Origin of the sequence: Serratia sp. HRI, from assembly GCF_010119335.3 — a bacterium.
Classification (GTDB): domain Bacteria; phylum Pseudomonadota; class Gammaproteobacteria; order Enterobacterales; family Enterobacteriaceae; genus Serratia; species Serratia nevei.
The window spans coordinates 4,690,592-4,707,564 of sequence record NZ_CP083690.1; the positions used below are offsets into that span (position 1 = coordinate 4,690,592).

19 protein-coding genes and 1 pseudogene are annotated in these 16,973 nt (G+C 63.4%); 7 read left to right on the forward strand and 13 right to left on the reverse strand.

Annotated features, from left to right (window positions below; translation table 11 throughout):
• Window positions 1-4: 4 nt before the first annotated feature.
• Window positions 5-622 carry a glutathione S-transferase family protein gene (locus GF111_RS22415; RefSeq protein WP_110610853.1) on the reverse strand — a complete coding sequence of 206 codons (618 nt, stop codon included), beginning with the start codon at window positions 620-622 and terminating at the stop codon, window positions 5-7.
• Window positions 623-720: 98 nt separating this feature from the next.
• On the opposite strand from GF111_RS22415, the gene GF111_RS22420 reads away from it, so the two are divergent.
• From GF111_RS22420 to GF111_RS22450, 7 genes and pseudogenes are all read left to right on the forward strand, one after another.
• The gene (locus GF111_RS22420) at window positions 721-1,632 is read left to right on the forward strand and encodes a LysR family transcriptional regulator (RefSeq protein WP_047730355.1); all 912 of its coding nucleotides are present in this window, start codon (window positions 721-723) and stop codon (window positions 1,630-1,632) included.
• Between the two features lie 146 nt (window positions 1,633-1,778).
• Entirely contained in the window at window positions 1,779-2,576 is a 798-nt protein-coding gene (locus GF111_RS22425; RefSeq protein ID WP_147190940.1) for an alpha/beta hydrolase, read from the forward strand.
• A gap of 1 nt (window position 2,577) precedes the next feature.
• Entirely contained in the window at window positions 2,578-2,949 is a 372-nt protein-coding gene (locus GF111_RS22430; RefSeq protein ID WP_033643621.1) for a RidA family protein, read from the forward strand.
• Window positions 2,950-3,007: 58 nt separating this feature from the next.
• Complete coding sequence (locus tag GF111_RS22435) at window positions 3,008-4,195, forward strand: amino acid aminotransferase (protein ID WP_147190938.1); 1,188 nt, start codon at window positions 3,008-3,010, stop codon at window positions 4,193-4,195.
• 20 nt (window positions 4,196-4,215) lie between these two features.
• On the forward strand, window positions 4,216-5,613 hold the full coding sequence (locus GF111_RS22440) for an amino acid permease (RefSeq protein WP_147190936.1): 1,398 nt from the start codon (window positions 4,216-4,218) through the stop codon (window positions 5,611-5,613).
• 42 nt (window positions 5,614-5,655) lie between these two features.
• Window positions 5,656-6,164 (forward strand): annotated as a pseudogene (locus tag GF111_RS22445) (type IV secretion protein Rhs).
• Window positions 6,165-6,166: 2 nt separating this feature from the next.
• A complete protein-coding gene (locus tag GF111_RS22450; protein ID WP_139108004.1) occupies window positions 6,167-6,577 on the forward strand; it encodes a putative T6SS immunity periplasmic lipoprotein in 411 nt (136 codons plus the stop codon).
• 59 nt (window positions 6,578-6,636) lie between these two features.
• Here the strand turns inward: GF111_RS22450 and paaY are convergent, their stop codons facing one another.
• The 12 genes from paaY to paaB all read right to left on the reverse strand — a co-directional run bounded on the left by paaY (window position 6,637) and on the right by paaB (window position 16,969).
• Window positions 6,637-7,233, reverse strand: coding sequence for a phenylacetic acid degradation protein PaaY (paaY, locus tag GF111_RS22455; RefSeq protein WP_033643617.1), 597 nt, complete (start codon window positions 7,231-7,233; stop codon window positions 6,637-6,639).
• Between the two features lie 12 nt (window positions 7,234-7,245).
• Window positions 7,246-8,184 carry a phenylacetic acid degradation operon negative regulatory protein PaaX gene (paaX, locus tag GF111_RS22460; RefSeq protein ID WP_047730361.1) on the reverse strand — a complete coding sequence of 313 codons (939 nt, stop codon included), beginning with the start codon at window positions 8,182-8,184 and terminating at the stop codon, window positions 7,246-7,248.
• A gap of 79 nt (window positions 8,185-8,263) precedes the next feature.
• Window positions 8,264-9,571, reverse strand: a complete 1,308-nt coding sequence (gene paaK, locus GF111_RS22465) for a phenylacetate--CoA ligase PaaK (protein WP_038872175.1) — start codon at window positions 9,569-9,571, stop codon at window positions 8,264-8,266.
• Window positions 9,572-9,587: 16 nt separating this feature from the next.
• On the reverse strand, window positions 9,588-10,793 hold the full coding sequence (pcaF, locus tag GF111_RS22470) for a 3-oxoadipyl-CoA thiolase (RefSeq protein WP_038872173.1): 1,206 nt from the start codon (window positions 10,791-10,793) through the stop codon (window positions 9,588-9,590).
• On the reverse strand, window positions 10,790-11,230 hold the full coding sequence (gene paaI / locus GF111_RS22475) for a hydroxyphenylacetyl-CoA thioesterase PaaI (protein ID WP_047730362.1): 441 nt from the start codon (window positions 11,228-11,230) through the stop codon (window positions 10,790-10,792). The genes pcaF and paaI overlap by 4 nt, the downstream gene beginning before the upstream one ends.
• Complete coding sequence (locus GF111_RS22480; protein WP_147190934.1) at window positions 11,227-12,756, reverse strand: 3-hydroxyacyl-CoA dehydrogenase; 1,530 nt, start codon at window positions 12,754-12,756, stop codon at window positions 11,227-11,229. Before GF111_RS22480 ends, paaI begins: the two co-directional genes overlap by 4 nt.
• Window positions 12,757-12,758: 2 nt before the next feature.
• Window positions 12,759-13,550, reverse strand: coding sequence for a 2-(1,2-epoxy-1,2-dihydrophenyl)acetyl-CoA isomerase PaaG (paaG, locus tag GF111_RS22485; protein ID WP_038872164.1), 792 nt, complete (start codon window positions 13,548-13,550; stop codon window positions 12,759-12,761).
• Window positions 13,551-13,553: 3 nt separating this feature from the next.
• Complete coding sequence (paaF, locus tag GF111_RS22490) at window positions 13,554-14,327, reverse strand: 2,3-dehydroadipyl-CoA hydratase PaaF (RefSeq protein WP_047730364.1); 774 nt, start codon at window positions 14,325-14,327, stop codon at window positions 13,554-13,556.
• Window positions 14,328-14,335: 8 nt separating this feature from the next.
• Window positions 14,336-15,394, reverse strand: coding sequence for a 1,2-phenylacetyl-CoA epoxidase subunit PaaE (gene paaE, locus GF111_RS22495; protein ID WP_055312683.1), 1,059 nt, complete (start codon window positions 15,392-15,394; stop codon window positions 14,336-14,338).
• Between the two features lie 13 nt (window positions 15,395-15,407).
• Window positions 15,408-15,905, reverse strand: coding sequence for a 1,2-phenylacetyl-CoA epoxidase subunit PaaD (paaD, locus tag GF111_RS22500; RefSeq protein ID WP_047730366.1), 498 nt, complete (start codon window positions 15,903-15,905; stop codon window positions 15,408-15,410).
• Between the two features lie 9 nt (window positions 15,906-15,914).
• A complete protein-coding gene (gene paaC, locus GF111_RS22505; RefSeq protein WP_047730367.1) occupies window positions 15,915-16,673 on the reverse strand; it encodes a 1,2-phenylacetyl-CoA epoxidase subunit PaaC in 759 nt (252 codons plus the stop codon).
• Window positions 16,674-16,681: 8 nt separating this feature from the next.
• Window positions 16,682-16,969 carry a 1,2-phenylacetyl-CoA epoxidase subunit PaaB gene (gene paaB, locus GF111_RS22510; protein ID WP_004935173.1) on the reverse strand — a complete coding sequence of 96 codons (288 nt, stop codon included), beginning with the start codon at window positions 16,967-16,969 and terminating at the stop codon, window positions 16,682-16,684.
• Window positions 16,970-16,973: the final 4 nt, after the last annotated feature.

Below are 16,973 nucleotides of genomic sequence, written 5' to 3' on the forward strand. Positions count from 1 at the left end.
GGCGTCAGCTCGCCGCCGGTGCCGGCAGGGCCGGCATGGCGAAGAAGCCGGGCAGTGCAGCGATGCGCGCCGTCCAGCGACGTATCGCAGGATAAGGCGACAGCGAAATGCCGCCCTCGGCCGCGACCGCCACGTAGCTGTGGCAGGCCAGATCGGCGATGGTGGGGTGTTCACCGGCCAGGTAGTCGCGCTCGCTCAGGTGCTGCTCCATCTGCGGCAGAAAACGATCGCTGATTGCCCGCGCCGCCTGATAATCCTCCGGCACCGCGAACTGGGCGATCAATCGGCAGGCCGCCGGGCCGTAGCGGACTTCGCCGGCGGCTTTGGAAAGCCAGGCCTGCACCCGCGCCGCCGCCGCCGGCTGTTCCGGCAGCCAGTGGCTGTCCGGCGCATAGCGTTTCGCCAGATAGACCAGAATGGCGTTGCTGTCGGCCAGCGTCAGATCGCCGTCCTGCAAGACCGGGATCTGGCCGAACGGGTTGAGCCGGCGAAAGGCTGCGCTCTGCCGTACGTCCGCCGAGGCTTCGACCCATGCATAGGGCAGCGCCAGCATGCGCAGCAGCAACGCCACGCGGTGAACGTGGCCGGAAAGCGGGGTGCCGTAGAGGGTGATGGTGGACATGGCGTTTCTCCTCAGTGTTTTTTTTCAGCATACTCTTGCGGTGAATGAGCGGAATCCGGCAATGTGGAAATTGATAATTTCACTTATCGGAAGAGTCTATGGATCGGTTAGACGAGTTGGCAATCTTCGTGGCGGTGGTGCAGCAGGGCAGCCTGGCGGCCGCCGGGCGCAAACTGCGGCGCTCGGCGCCGGCGATCACCCGGGCGATCGCCGCGCTGGAACAGCGGTTCGGCACCCGGCTGGTGGAGCGCACCACCCGGCGGCTGGCGCCTACCGAAGCGGGCGTGCGGTTGCTGGAGCGCGCGCAACAGCTGCTGCAGGATTATCAGGCGGTGGTGCAGGATACCGCCGAAGCGCAGCTGAGCGGCTTGCTGCGCGTTACTTCGCCGGTGCAGTTCGGCCGCCGCTACGTGGCGCCGGTGGTGATGGCGTTTCTCGATGACTACCCGCAGATGCAGATCGAAATGGTGTTGAACGATCGCAATCTCGATCTGATCGACGAAGGGCTGGATATCGCGGTGCGCATTGGCCATCTGCAGGACTCTTCGCGCGTGGCGCGGCGGCTGGGGCAGGTCAGCCGGGTGACGGTCGCCAGCCCGGCTTACCTGGCGCGCTGCGGCGAGCCGCGCTCACCGGCGCAGTTGGCAGAGCATGCCACCATCGTCGGCACCCAGCGGCCGTCGCTGCGCGAATGGCGCTTCGGCCCGCAGGAAAACGGCGAGCGGGTGCGCCTGGCCCCCCGGCTGTTGCTCAACGATGTGGAAGCGCAGCTGCTGGCGGTGCGTGCCGGCAAGGGCATCGCCCGGCTGCTCTCGTATCAGGTGGCGGACGATGTGGCCGCCGGTACGCTGGTGCGGCTGCTGGCGGACCATGAACCGTTGCCGATGCCGGTGCAGCTGGTGGCGCAGCAGGCGCAGCGCATGCCGCTGAAGGTGCGCGCCTTTTGGGATTATGCGTTTGAGCGGCTAAGCGCATTGCCGCAAATTCAGCCGGACGGGCGGGGAAAATAAGCGCAAAAAGTTTCATGGGTTAAACTTTTCGCTGCCGGTGTTGTTTTATTTTACCGGGCGCGCATTGCTGATAGACCCGTCTTGACAATAATGTTGCGGGTGCTAATAGTTAATTCATATCTTAAATAATAAACGAAGTTTAATATATGAAACAACTTGCGGGGAGCTATGACAACGGCGCTACGGTGGATAATGAAGACGCTATTTTGGCTTCATTTCAGACCCGTAGCGCGGCTATTTATCATCAGACAAAACATGAAAAGAATATTGCGTATGGCGAAAGCGAACGCGAGACGATGGATTGGCTCTATTCTGCAAAGCAGCATCAGGGGACGTTAATATTTATTCACGGCGGCTATTGGCAATTCTGCGACAAGGCGGATTTCGCCTTTATCGCCGCCGGGCCGTTGGCGTTGGGTTTTGACGTGGTGTTGGTGGAATATGCGCTCGCGCCGGCGGTGGATCTCGACGAAATATGCCGACAGATCGGAATGGCGCTGGATGCCATTCAGCGCCGCCTGCCGCCGCACTACGCCCATCCGGTTTATCTGTGCGGCCATTCCGCCGGCGGGCAGCTGGCGGCGCTCTGGCAGCAGCATGCGTTAGTGGATGCCGTCTTTCCCATCAGCGGCCTGTTCGAGCTGGCGCCGCTGCAACAAAGCTATGTCAATCGGGCGCTGCAGTTGACCACGCGGCAAATTGAAACGCTCAGCCCGGCGCGCCGCCTGCCGACGTGCGGCAAGCCGCTTACGCTGTATTACGGCGCATTGGAGCTGCCGGAACTGAGAGGTCAGTCGCAACACTATCATGCGGCGCTGCGCCAACGCGGGCTGCCGGCTGAACTGGTCGCGGTGCCCGGCGCCAACCATTTCACCATCCTGGATGCGTTGTTCGCCGCCGACGGCGCGCTGCTTCGCCAACTTGACCACCACGGGAACCACTGACATGCGTGAGATTGTAGAGACCGGGCTGCCGGATATCGGCCAGCCTTTTTCCTGGGCCACCCGGGGCGGCGGCATGCTGTTTACCGCCCACGGCCCGGTACGGGCGGACGGCAGCATCGACACCGGCGCGCCGGAGCGACAGATTGCGTTAACCTTCGATAACCTGGCGCAGACGCTGAAGGCGGCGGGCAGCCACAGCGATAAGGTGCTGCAGGTGATCGTGTATCTTACCGACGTTAACGACGTTAAATGGCTCGATGATATTTACCGGAAATACTTTAATTATCCTTATCCCAATCGCTCCACGGTTATCGTCGAGAAATTGGTGGTGCCCGGAATGAAAATAGAAATTACCGTCAGCGCTATCGCCTGATTTAATTTCTCCTTAAGCCTGTCTTTATATTAATTCAATAACGAGTTAAGGATGCGTCATGTTTAAACAGATTGCACCTTCCGCCGCCGATCCTATTATGTCGCTGATGGAAGCCTATTTGCAGGATCCCAATCCGAAAAAAGTGAATTTAGGCATTGGGCTGTATTACGATCGGCAGGGGAATATTCCGCTGATGCGCGCGGTTGAGGCGGCCGAACAGCGATTGTTGGCGCTGCGTCGCCCACATGGCTATCCGCCGATCGAGGGTTCGCCGCAGTTCGCTCGCCAGGTGCAGACGCTGCTGTTCGGTGAGCAACAGGCGGCCGGGATCGCCACGGTGCAGACCGTCGGCGGTTCCGGCGCATTGAAGCTGGCGGCGGATTTTCTGCGTCACTTTCTGACGCGCGGCGAAATCTGGGTGTCCGATCCCACCTGGGCCAATCATTGGGCGATTTTTGAAGGCGCCGGGCTGCGGGTGAAAACCTATCCCTATTTTGACGAAGCGGCGGGCGGCCTGCGTTTCGCCGCCATGCTCGACGTGCTGGACAGCCTGCCGCCGGGCAGCGTGGTCTTGCTGCACCCTTGTTGCCACAACCCGACCGGCACCGATCTGACGCCGGAGCAATGGCGCGCCACGCTCGCCGTGCTGCAGCGACGCAGCCTGCTGCCGCTGTTCGACATCGCCTATCAGGGCTTCGGCGACGGGCTGGAGGAGGATTGCTTTGCATTGCGCGAAGCGCTGAAAACCGATCTGCCGTTTTTGGTCTGCAATTCGTTTTCCAAAAACGTCGCGCTGTACGGCCAGCGGTTGGGCGCGCTGTCGGTGCGCTGCGCCGACGCGGAAAATGCCGCCAACGTCAAAGGGGCGTTAAAAACGCTGATCCGCCGCAGCTACTCCTGCCCGCCGACGCACGGCAGCCAGATCGTGGAAACCCTGCTTGGCGACGCCGAACTTGGCGAGCTTTGGCGCAATGAGCTGGCAGAAATGCGCTCGCGCATCAAGCAAATGCGTGAGCAGCTGGCCGCCGGGCTGGCGCAGGGCGGCTCTTCGCTGGATCACCGGCGCATACGCGATCAGCGCGGCATGTTCAGCTATACCGGCCTGAACGAAGCGCAGCTGCAGACCCTGCGGCAGCGCTATGCCATCTATCTGGTCTCGCCCGGCCGCATGTGCCTGCCAGGGCTTAACCCCGGCAACATCGACTATGTGACCGCCGCGATCCTCGACGTCACCCGCACCGCCTAACTCCGCCCGGGAGCACAGCCATGCCACAGATGAATGATTTTGAGCATATCGCCCGCCGCCAGGGCGGGTTGAACAAGCATCTTACCGCCGGGCAGATGTCGATGCTGGCGATCGGCGGCGCCATCGGCACCGGGCTGTTTCTCGGCAGCGCCTACGCCATTCAGATGGCGGGGCCGTCGGTATTGCTGAGCTACCTGATCGGTGGCGTCATTGCGCTGCTGCTGATGGGCAGCCTGGCGGAAATGACCTCCGAACACCCGACGCCCGGCTCGTTCGGCGACTACGCCGAATTCTACCTCGGCCCGCTGTTCGGTTTTCTGGTGCGTTATTCCTACTGGTCTTGCGTGGTGCTGGCGGTGGGCACCGAAGTCACCGCCATCGGCATGTACATGCAGTTCTGGTTCCCGGCGACGCCGACCTGGCCGTGGGTGCTGCTGTTCTCGGCGGCGGTGATCGTTGTTAACGTGATCGGCGTGAAATCGTTCGGCCAGGTGGAATACGCGCTGTCCACCGTCAAGGTGACGGCGATCGTGGCGTTTATTCTGATCGGCATCGGCATTCTGGCGTTCTCGGGCAACCCGGCCTACGGCCTGCGCAACCTGACCGCCGGCGGCTTTATGCCGTTTGGCGTCAAGGGCATGTGGTTCGCGGTGATCGTGTCCATCTTCAGCTACCTGAGCATTGAAATGATCGCGGTGGCCGCCGGCGAGGCGAAGAATCCGGTGATTGCGGTGAAGGCGGCGTTCAAGGGCACCATCGTGCGGCTGTTCATCTTCTACATGCTGTCGATCGCCCTGATGCTGGCCATCGTGCCCTGGCGCCAGTCCGGCACCGGCGAAAGCCCGTTCCTGATGGCGATGAACGTGATCCATCTGCCCGCCGCCGCCGGTATTTTCAACTTTATCGTGCTGGTAGCGGCGCTGTCGGCAATGAACAGCCAGCTGTATATCACCACTCGCATGATGTTCTCGCTGTCGCGCGCCGGGCAGGCGCCGGCGGCGTTGGGGCGCGTCAGCCGGCGCGGTATTCCGGTCAATGCGCTGGCGATGTCGTGCATCGGTATCGTGGTGTCTATCGTGCTGAGCCTGGTGGCGCCGGAAACCTCGTTCGCCGCCATGATGTCTATCTCGGTGTATGGCGCCTGCTTTACCTGGCTGATGATTTTCGTCACCCACCTGTTCTTCCGCCGCCGGCATCGGCAGACCCACCTGAAATTTCGCATGTGGGGCTTTCCCTATACCACCTTGCTCGGCACCGGGCTGATGGCAGCGTTGATGATCTCGACGGCGTTTACCGAATTCTTCCGCATGACGCTGTGGTTCGGTATTCCGTTCACCTTGCTGCTGGTGGCGGCTTATCACTTCCAGAGCCGCCGCGCGGTTGCGCCGTCGCCGTTCAAGGCGCCGGAGGTGGAGTAATAAGGGGAGGGCTGAGGCTAAGGATCGCTCAGACAGCTAACGTTGAAAGAGATTGCTTTAGCAAGAACGGTTTTTGGTGGGGAGATAGCTTATCCGCGCGTGTGGATACATTGCGCTAGCTATCTTCCTTTTGGCTTACAAAGGCGTGGAACGGCTATGACGCCTAATGGCGAATTGTTTTTCAGAAAAGAGCTGTACTCCCCGGATTTTGGCGCTGAATCAACCGTTGATATCAGGCATCTATTATTCATGAAATGATGCACGTATGGCAGCATCAGAAAGGTATGTGGGTAAGAGCTCGGGGAATGTTCAGTTGGGCAGCTGATTATACCTATCGATTGGATGACAGAGCGTTATTGGACTATGGGCTTGAGCAGCAGGCTCAGATTATTGCTGATTACTATGTTTTGCAGGCCTATGGCTACCGTGAATGGAATATCCAGCGGTGTAAGGCTTGGCCGGTGGTCACTTATCAAGGTGTTTCAGATCAAAATACGTTAGCGACAAGGTATCGCAAAACGCTGTTCCGCTTTTTGCAAGGAGTGAAATGATAATGGAAAAGAGGAAATACCTGGCGACGCTTTGTTCCATTCTGATGTTGTCAGCGTGTGAGTCAAGGATTCTCGATATTCAGGCTGCAAAGGTGAATGTGGTCGATGATAAGGTATGCCTGCAGGTGCCCGCGAAAAGTCATGAGTATCTAAATGGGATCCAGATCGTAGAAGCGGATAAAGAGAATGAAGCGTTTAGAAAATATTTTGATGTAAATGAAAGCCAACCTCTCCTTTTATCACAAGACTCGTGCGTGCCTGATTTCGGTTATCCGTTCAAGGAAGGACATACCTACGGGTTCCTGACTGAGACTTTCTTTAAAGGGGAAGGTCAATCAGGTGGACGGAACTTTAGTTCGTCATTCCGGTTATACCGTGAATCGGGGGTCTTGAAAGTTGAGCAGATCAGATAGCCTGTTTCAGGCTATCTGAATCAAGTTAGCGGTCGGAAGGCCCGCGTCATTTCCTGAGACTAAAGCTGGCTTTTCGGGATCAGGTGGTCGCCGAAGCTCAGGCGACGGCGGCCCGGTTCGATTTCGGTCAGCGGCGCCACTTCGTGCAGCGAGGATTTGCAGCGCTGTACCAGATCCTGATACTCGCGGGTGCCGGCGATCTTCCAGGCCAGCTCCTGTTCGGTCAGATCGCGCAGCACGCGCGCCGGGCTGCCGACCACCAGCTTGTTGGCTTCGATCACCGCCGCGGCTTTGACAAACGCCATCGCGCCGACGATGGTGTTCTCGCCGATCTCCGCGCCGTCCATCACCACCGCGTTCATGCCCACCATCGCATTGCGACGAATGCGGCAGCCGTGCAGGATGGCGCCGTGGCCGATATGGCCGTCTTCTTCCACCACCGTGTCCTGCTGCGGGAAGCCGTGCATCACGCAGTTATCCTGAATGTTGGCGCCGTCGCAGATCACCAGGCGGCCAAAATCGCCGCGCAGGCTGGCATTCGGGCCGATGTATACGTGCTTGCCGACGATCACGTCGCCGATCAGCACCGCCGTCGGGTGCACGTAACTGCTGGGGTCGACGACCGGCGTCAGGCCGTCAATCTGATACACAGGCATAGCGTGAGTTCCTTAAAATGTAGGGTCGCGCGGCAGGCCGCCGAAGCGCCGATAATAGCCGGCGGCCGGCGCGGGCAGGGCGCCGATGGTGGTTTCCGCCAGCGCGCTGACGTACTCCGTCGCGGCGCGATCGACCTGCTGATAGAGATTGATGCACAGGTTGCGGGCGATCTGGCCCTCCCACTGCGCGGGCAGCAGCGCGTCCGGCAGCAGCGGATCTTTCAACACCACGCGACGGAAGAAGTGAATCAATAATAGCTTAATCTGGAAACAGCGCAGCGGCGTCAGCGCCGCCGGGTCGACTTCGCGCAGCAGCGCCATCAGCGGCCGGAAGGAGACGATAAATTCGTGATAACCGGCCGCCACTTCGCTTAGCGACCAGCAGTCGGCCACCAATTTCTGCAGGGTTTGCTCGGAGCGGTTGTAGGGGTAATCGGCGCGAAAGTAGATCACCTGCTCGCCGGCGTTCAGCTCGCCGAGCAGCGCCGTCACGTCGGTTTGCGCATGGGTGGGGGCGGCCATCAGGTTGCTGGCGATTTGCCCGAAGCCGAGCCAGCCCAACTCTTTTTTCAGCCGCGCGCGCGCGTTTTTTTCGGCGCTTTCCAGCAGTAACAGCTCCCACTTGCCGTCCCAGGCGGGTTGCTCGCGCAGATAGATTTTCGATTCGGCGTGGCGGAACTGGCGCATCCCTTGCTCGGTCACGCGGTAGAAGCTGCGGCGGCCTATTTTCTCCACCGCCAGCCAACCCTCTTTCTGCAGGCGGAACACCGAGGTGCGCACGAAGCGATCGCCGAAGCCGAAGGCCTCCAGCAGCGCGCTCAGGCTGCCGAGCCACACTTCGCCGCCGCGGTGGCTGAGTGCGTCGCCGTACAACGAAATGATCAGCGAGGTGCCGCTGATCGGCTGCGCGTCGACGGCATGGCGAATGAACTCATCCAGTTTATGTTCCATATTTTTCCATGGGTTAGCCTTCGATGAGCCATAACATTACGCCTAATTTGAGGCGGCGTCATCCGTGACGCCGTGCGCCTCAGCGCGGCCGCAAATCGACCACGCGCTGCGCTTTGCCTTCCGAGCGCGGAATATCGCCGCAGTTGGCGATGCTGACGTCGGTGCTGACGCCCACGATCGATTTGATATGGTGGCGCAGCTGGTGACAGATGTCGCAACGCTGCTGGTGGCTGAGGCTGAGCGCCGACTCCTTGAGCTCGACGCGCACCGCCAGCGTGTCCAGGTGCCCGCTGCGGCTGACCTGCAGCTGATAGTGCGGCGACAGCTGCTCGAACTGCATGATCTGCTCTTCCACCTGCGACGGGAAGACGTTGACGCCGCGGATGATCAGCATGTCGTCGGAGCGGCCGGTGATCTTGCCCATGCGGCGCATCTGGCGCGCGTCGCCCGGCAGCAGCCGGGTGAGATCGCGAGTGCGGTAGCGGATCACCGGCAGCGCCTCTTTGGTCAGGGTGGTGAACACCAGTTCGCCGTGCTCGCCGTCCGGCAGGGCGACGCCGGTTTCCGGGCAGATGATCTCCGGCAGGAAGTGGTCTTCCCAAATGGTAGGGCCGCCGCCGCTCTCCAGACACTCCATCGCCACGCCCGGCCCCATCACTTCCGACAGGCCGTAAATATCCAGCGCCTTGATGCCCATGCGGGTTTCGATCTCGTGGCGCAGGGCTTCGGTCCAGGGTTCGGCGCCGAACACGCCGAGCCGCAGCGAGCAGCCGCGCGCGTCGCCGCCCATCTTGCGCTCCAGCTCGTCGATCAGCGTCAGGCAATAGGACGGCGTCACCATGATGATGTCGGGTTTGAAATCGAGGATCAGCTGCGCCTGGCGTTCCGTCTGGCCGCCGGACATCGGGATCACCGTCGCGCCGAGCCGCTCTGCGCCGTAGTGCGCGCCGAGGCCGCCGGTGAACAGGCCGTAACCGTAGGCGACGTGCACCTTGTCTTTGGCGGTGGCGCCGCCGGCGCGCAGACAGCGGGCGACGATATCGGCCCAGTTATCGATGTCGCGCTGGGTGTAACCCACCACCGTCGGGCGGCCGGTGGTGCCCGAGGAGGCGTGGATGCGCACCACCTGTTCCATCGGCACCGCGAAGGTGTCGAATGGGTAGTTGTCGCGCAGATCCTGCTTGGTGGTGTAGGGGAAGCGCGCCAGATCGCTCAGCTGTTTGAGATCGTCGGGGTGCACGCCGGCCTGGTCGAACTTGCGTTTGTACATCGGCACATTGTCGTAGGCGTGGTGCAGCGTCCACTTCAGACGCGTCAGCTGCAACGCTTCAATCTCATCGCGCGAGGCGAATTCGATCGTTTCGAGGGGCTGTGGATTTATTGTCATGGTTAGCCTCAGGGGGTCAGACACGCTCAATGATCATGGCGATGCCTTGGCCGACGCCGATGCACATGGTGCAAAGCGCGTAGCGGCCGGCTCGCCGTTCCAGTTCAAACAGGGCGGCCAGCGCCAGGCGCGCGCCGCTCATGCCCAGCGGATGCCCCAGGGCGATCGCGCCGCCGTTGGGGTTGACCTGCGGGGCATCGTCCGGCAGGCCAAGCTGGCGCATCACCGCCAACGCCTGGGCGGCGAACGCTTCGTTCAGTTCGATAACGTCCATCTGCGCCAGGCTCAGCCCGGCGATTTCCAGCACCTTGCGGGTGGCCGGCAGCGGGCCGATGCCCATCAGCCGCGGCTCCACGCCGCAGGTGGCGGTGGCGACGATGCGCGCGCGCGGCGTCAGCCCCTGGCGCGCCGCCATCGCTTCGGAGGCGACGATCAGGGCCGCCGCACCGTCGTTCAGGCCCGAGGCGTTGCCGGCGGTGACGCTGCCGGGCTGACGGAACGGGGTTTTCAGCGCCTGCAGCTGATCAAAGGTGGTGTCGGGGCGCGGGTGTTCATCCTGGCTGAACAGCGTCACCGCGCCTTTTTTGCCGGTGAGGCTGACCGGGGCTATCTCCTGCGCCAGGTGGCCCAGCGCCTGCGCCCGAGCGGCGCGCTGCTGGCTGCGCAGCGCAAAGGCGTCCTGATCGGCACGGCTGATGTTGAACTGCGCCGCGACGTTTTCGGCGGTCTCCGGCATCGAATCGGTGCCGAACTCGGCCTGCATCCGCGGATTGACGAAGCGCCAGCCGAGGGTGGTGTCGTACAGCTGCGCCTGGCGGCTGAAGGCGCTGTCTGCCTTGCCCATCACCAGCGGCGCACGGGTCATCGATTCCGCGCCGCCCGCCAGCAGCAGCCCGGCGTCACCGGCTTTGATGCTGCGCGCCGCCATCGCCAGCGCATCCAGGCCCGAACCGCACAGGCGGTTCACCGTGGTACCGGACACGCCGACCGGCACTCCGGCCAGCAGCAGCGCCATGCGTGCCAGGTTGCGGTTGTCTTCTCCGGCCTGGTTGGCGCAGCCGAGGATCACGTCGTCCAGCTGCGCCCAATCTACCTGCGGATGGCGTTCCAACAGCACGCGCAGCGGCAGGGCGGCGAGGTCGTCGGCGCGCACCTGGGCCAGCGCGCCGCCATAGCGGCCGATCGGGGTACGCACGCCGTCGCAGATAAATGCCTGATTCATGCCTGATCTCCTAAAATGCTGTGGCCGAGGCGGTGCGCGCGGCCGCGGAACCAGGCGACGGTTTTGCCCCGTTGGTTAACGATTTCGACGTCATACAGCCCGGTGGCTTTGCCCTGATGGCGCATCTCCGCGCTGGCGGTGAGGCGATCGCCGGCCAGTGCCGGGCGGACGAAGTCGATGCTGCAGCCGGAGGCCACCGCCGCCAACCCCTGGCTGTTGCAGGCGTAGGCGAAGGCGGTGTCCGCCAGGCTGAACAGCTGGCCGCCGTGGCAGGTCTGGTGGCCGTTGAGCATCTGCGGGCCGACGGTCATGCTGACCTGAGCGTATCCGGCGTCGACGGCATCGATGTGCATCCCCATCGCCTGAGCGCAGGTATCTTGCTGAAACATCTGTTCGGCGCAGCGCTGAGCCAGCGCGCGCGGCGTATTGGCGTTCATCGTTCGGCTCCTGGGAAAGAGGCGGGGGAAGCGTAGCGGCGCAGCAGCGGCATCGGGCGATAGCGCGCTTCGCCGTAATAGCGTTGCAGGTTTTCCAGCGTCGCCAGAATGTGGCGCCAGCCGAGCGCGGCGCCCCAGGCCAGCGGGCCGCGCGGATAGTTGACGCCGCGCAGCATCGCCAGATCGGTATCTTCGGCGCTGGCGACGCCTTTGTTCACCACGTCGAGCGCTTCGTTGGCCAGCATGGCCAGGGTGCGCATCGTCAGCAGGCCGGGGTAATCCGGCAACGGAATGACCTGCTTGCCGAGGGACTGCAGCAGGCGAATCGCTTTGGCATTGTGTTGTGCATCGTTTTGCGCCGCGCAGCTGATGGCGATGGCGGAGGCGTGCGCATAGTCGGCACAGAGATCGAACAGCACCACGGGCGTTCCACGTTCGTCGGCCCGTTGGCCGGCGGTTTTACCATTGGTTAACATCAGTGTAACGTCGTCGATCGTGACGTGTGGGCTGGTCTGGCCAGGTTGTTTGATCGCCCCCGCATTTTCGCTTAACAGCTGCGCCAAATCGGCCAGCGAAGACCAGTCGCCGTGCAGCGTAACGCGTTGCGGCAGTGCGGCATGCGCCGGTGGCGCAAAGGCGATCGCGGCGGCGGATCGCGGCGCGTCGTAGCGGTAGAAACCGCGGCCGGATTTACGGCCGAGGTGCCCGGCGGCCACCAACTCCTGCTGCACCAGTGAGGGAGTGAAACGCGGATCCTGATAGAAGGCCTGATACACCGAGTCGGTCACGGCGTAATTGACGTCCTGGCCGATCAGATCGGTCAATTGCAGCGGGCCCATGGCGAAGCCGCCGGCGTCGCGCAAGACCGCGTCCAGCGTGGCGGCGTCAGCCACCCGTTCCTCCAGCGCGCGCAGGGTTTCGGCATAGAACGGCCGCGCCACGCGGTTGACGATAAATCCCGGCGTCGATCGGCACACGACGCTCTGCTTACCCCAGCGCTGCGCCAGGGCCTGCAGCGCGGCGAGGGTCTCGGCGCCGGTCTCCAGGCCGCTGACGATCTCCACCAGTTTCATCAGCGGCGCCGGGTTGAAGAAGTGCAGCCCGGCCATGCGTACCGGGTGTTTCAGTGCCCCGGCGATGGCGGTGATCGACAGCGAAGAGGTATTGCTGGCGAACAGCGTCGTGGGCGAGCAGAGCGCCTCCAGATCGCGGAACAGAGCCTGTTTGATCGCCAAATTTTCCGCCACCGCTTCAATCACCAGCGTGCAGTTGGCCAGCTGCTCGAGCGAGTCGGCGCATTCGAGGCGCGCCAGCAGGGCTTCGGTGGGCGCGGCGTCGGCCTTGCCGTCGTTGACCCGCTGGCGCAGGCGGCGAGCGAGATCGTCGATCGCGCGCTGGGCGGCGGCGGGCGCGATATCGAACAGCCGCACCGGGTGGCCGGCGGCGGCGGCCACCTGGGCGATGCCGATGCCCATGGTGCCGGCGCCGATCACCGCCACCTGGCCGTTAAGAAGGGGCGCGTTCATGGCTATTTCCCGCTGAAGTTTGGCGTGCGTTTGGCAAAGAACGCGCTGACGCCTTCGCGATAGTCGTCGCTGCGGCCGCCCAGGCGCTGCAGATCGCGCTCCAGATCGAGCTGCTGATCGAGGCTGTTGGTGGCCGAGCTGTAGAGGGCTTTCTTGATCAGCCCCAGGCCGTAGGTCGGCTGGGTGGCCAGATGGCGCGCCAGCGTTTGCGTGCGGTCGGCCAATTCATCCGCCGGTACCACCTGCCAGATCATGCCCCACGCCAGTGCCTGTTGGGCGCTGATTTTGTCACCCAGCATGGCCATGCCCATCGCGCGGGCGTGGCCGGCCAGCCGCGGCAGGAACCAGCTGCCGCCGGAGTCAGGCACCAGCCCCAGACGGCAGAACGACTGAATGAAGCTGGCATTGTCGGCGGCGATGACGATATCGCACGCCAGGGCCAGCGCGGCGCCGGCGCCGGCCGCCACGCCGTTGACCGCGCACACCACCGGCTTCGGCAGGGCGGTCAGGCGACGGATCAGGGGGTTGTAGAAACGTTCGACCGACAGACCGAGATCCGGCGCCTGTTGATCGGCGCTGACGTTGCGATCGTTGAGATCCTGCCCGGCGCAGAAACCGCGCCCGGCGCCAGCGATCAACAGGCAGCGCACGCTGTCGTCGCGCTCGGCTTGCGTCAGCGCTTCGCTCAGCTGGCGATGCATCTCATCGTTAAAGCTGTTGAGCCGATCCGGCCGGTTGAGGGTCAGCGTCAACACGCCGGCGTTGAGATGGCTGAGAATCAATGCGTTATCCATAAATCAGCGCCCCTGATAGTTTGGCGTACGTTTTTCGAAAAAGGCGGCGATGCCTTCGCGGCGATCGTCGGTGGCGGCCAGGGTGACGAACTGCTGACGCTCCATCGCCAGCCCCTGGCTAAGGCCGATTTCCTCGGCCTGTTTCAGCGCCTGTTTGGCGGCGCGGAGCGCCAGCGGCGCCTGACGGCTGATGCGATCGGCCATCTGCTGCGTGCGTTCCAGCGTCAGGGCATCGACGCACACTTCGCTGATAAGGCCGGCCTGCAGCGCGGCGCGGGCGTCGATGGGCTCGCCGGTCAGCACCATCTGGCTGGCACGCGACTTGCCGACGCAGCGGATCAGGCGCTGGGTGCCCCCGGCGCCCGGCATCAGGCCGAGGGTGATCTCCGGCAGGCCGAAGCGGGCGCTTTCGCCGCCGATGACGATGTCGCAGGCCAGCGCCAGCTCGCAGCCGGCGCCCAGGGCATAACCGTTCACCGCCGCCAGTAGCGGCTTGCTGAACTGCGCCAGACGCTGCCACAGCTGCGGACGGCGATCCGCCAGCGCGGCCGGCAGATCCTGCTGTTGCAGTTCGCGCAAATCGGCGCCGGCGGCGAAGAAGCGCGCCGCACCGGCGATCACCACGGCGCCCACGCCGCTGTCGGCGTCGGCCTGCTCCAGGCGAGCAACCAACTGTTCCAGGCACGGCGTGCTCAGGGCGTTGCGCGCCTCCGGCCGATGCAGCGTCAGCGTGACCACGCGGTGCTGCTGCTGATGCAAAATAAAGGGGGTGTCCATCGCGGCTCCTAGACGTCGAAGTCCAATACCACGCCGTCGCCTTTCGGCCACGACTGGCAGCTCAATACGTAGCCTGCCGCCAGCTGATCCGGCTCCAGGCTGTAGTTGACGCCCATCTCCACCTGGCCGGCCTTCAGACGGCATTTGCAGGTGGCGCATACGCCGCCTTTGCAGGCGTAGGGCAGGTCGGCGCCCTGGCGCAGCGCGGCGTCGAGAATGCTGTCGTCCTGTTCGCCGACCTCGATATCCAACCGGCGGCCGTCGAGCAGGATCGCCACCCGAGTGGCGTTGCGATCGCTGCTGCTTCGCGGGCGGGCGGCCAGGCCGCTGGTGTTGAAGCGTTCGCTGTGGATGTGGTTGGCCGGGACGCCGGCCTGTTCCAGCACGGTTTGCGCGTCGTCCATCATCGATTCCGGCCCGCAGATAAAGGCGTGGTCATAGTCGCGGAAATCCAGCAGCGCGCCGCCGATCGCCGTCAGGCGTTCACGGTCGATGCGGCCGCTGAGCAGCGGGCTGTCGAGACTTTCCTGGCTGAACAGATACAGCTGCTGAAAACGCTGCGGGTAGCGGTTTTTCAGATCCGACAGCGCCTCTTTGAACATCATCGAACGGCTGTTGCGGTTGCCGTAGATCAGAGTGAAGCTGCTGCCCGGTTCGAGCAGCAGCGTCGCCTTGATGATCGACAGCATCGGCGTGATGCCGGAGCCGGCGGCGATCGCCAGGTAGTTGCCGTGGCGCTCTGCCTGCGGCTGGTAGCCGAAGCGCCCCTGCGGCACCATCACCTCCAGCGCGTCGCCGACCTTCAGCATGCGGTTGACGAAGCCGGAGAAGCGCCCCTGGTCAATCGCCTTTACGCCGATCTGCAGCAGGCCTTCCTGCGGCGAACTGCAGATGGAGTAGCAACGCCGCAGCTCTTCGCCGTTGACCAACGCCTTGAGCGTCAGGTGCTGGCCGGGGGTATAGCGGTATTGGTTTTGCAGCTCTTCGGGCACCCGCAGGGTGATGGCTACGGCGTCCGGCGTTTCGCGCTCGATGGCGGCAACGTTCAGGCGATGAAAGACCGTCATGGTGTCAGCGCTCCTATATGCATTTGAAATAATCGAACGGTTCCCGGCAGTCGCAGCAGCGGTACAGCGCTTTACAAGCGGTGGAGCCGAACTCGCTGATCTTCTCGCTGTGGGTGCTGCCGCAGCGCGGGCAGGCTACCGGGCCGTGGGCGTGCGGCCGATCGCAGGTGTGGCCCTGCGGGGGCGCTACGCCGTATTGCCGCAGCCGCTCGCGGGCGTCGGCGTTCATCCAGTCAGTGGTCCAGGCCGGGCTGAGGCGAATGTCCACCTGCACCGGGCTGAAGCCGGCGGCCGCCAGCCGCTGCTCGATGGCGTTGAGCAGAAATTCGGTGGCTGGGCAGCCGGAGTACGTCGGGGTGAAGGTCACGCGCCAGCCCGCGCCGTCGCGCGCTACGTCGCGCACCATGCCCAAATCGGTGATCGACAGCACCGGCAGTTCGGGATCGCTGATCTGCTGCAGGCAGTGCCAAATCTGCGGGATTTCGGCGGGTTGCAAACGGGTGACCTTCATCGTGGCCTCCTACCATTGACCGTTTGGATAGGCGCGCTGCAGGAACTGCATTTCCGCCAGCAGCGGGCCGAGGTGTTCGCTGTGCCGGCCTTGCTTGCCGCCGTGCCGGAACGCCTGCTCGGCAGGCAGCGCCAGCGTCGCCTGGCGCAGCGTCTCTTCCACCTGCGCTTGCCAGGGGGCCTGCAGTTCGCGCGGATTGACGGCGATGCCTTGTTCCGCCAGTTCCAGCTCCAGCGCGTCGGCGTGGAACAGCTCGGCGGTGAAGCGCCACAGGTTATCCAGCGATTGCTGGATCTTGCGGTGGCTGACGTCGTTGCCGTCGCCCAGGCGGATCATCCAGCCGTGGCTGAAGCGCAGGTGATAATCGGCCTCCTTCAACGACTTGGCGGCGATGGCGGCGATCTGCGCATCGCGGCTGCGGCTCAGCGCCTGGTGCAGCTGTACGTGGTAGGCATCGAGCAGGAACTGACGCACCAGCGTGTCGTTGAAACCGCCGTTCGGCTGCTCCGCCAACAGCAGGTTATGAAACTGGCGTTCGTCGCGGCCGAAGGCCAGGCTGTCTTCGCTGCAGGGCGGGCCGGCCAGTTCGGCGGCATAACCCAGAAAGTGGCGCGCCTGGCCGAGCAGATCGAGCCCGATGTTGGCCAACGCCAGATCGATTTCCAGCTCGGGCGCGTGGCCGCACCAGGCGCACAGGCGCTGGGCGAGGATCAGAGGCGTGTCGCCCTGGCGGAGCAAATAGCTGATGCGCGGATCGTTAACCGTCATGGTCGCCTCTACATGTTCTTGATGCCGTCGGGAATGGTGTAAAACGTCGGATGACGGTAGATCTTGTCTTCGGACGGATCGAAGAACGCGCCGCGATCTTCCGGCTGCGAGGCGATCAGATGGCGCGACTGCACCACCCAGATCGAGCAGCCTTCGTTGCGGCGCGTATAGGCGTCGCGGGCATTTTCCAGCGCCATTTGGTCGTCGGCGGCGTGCAGGCTGCCGACGTGGCGATGTGCCAGCCCTTGTTTGCTGCGGATAAACACTTCATACAGCGGCCATTCAACGTGGCTCATGATC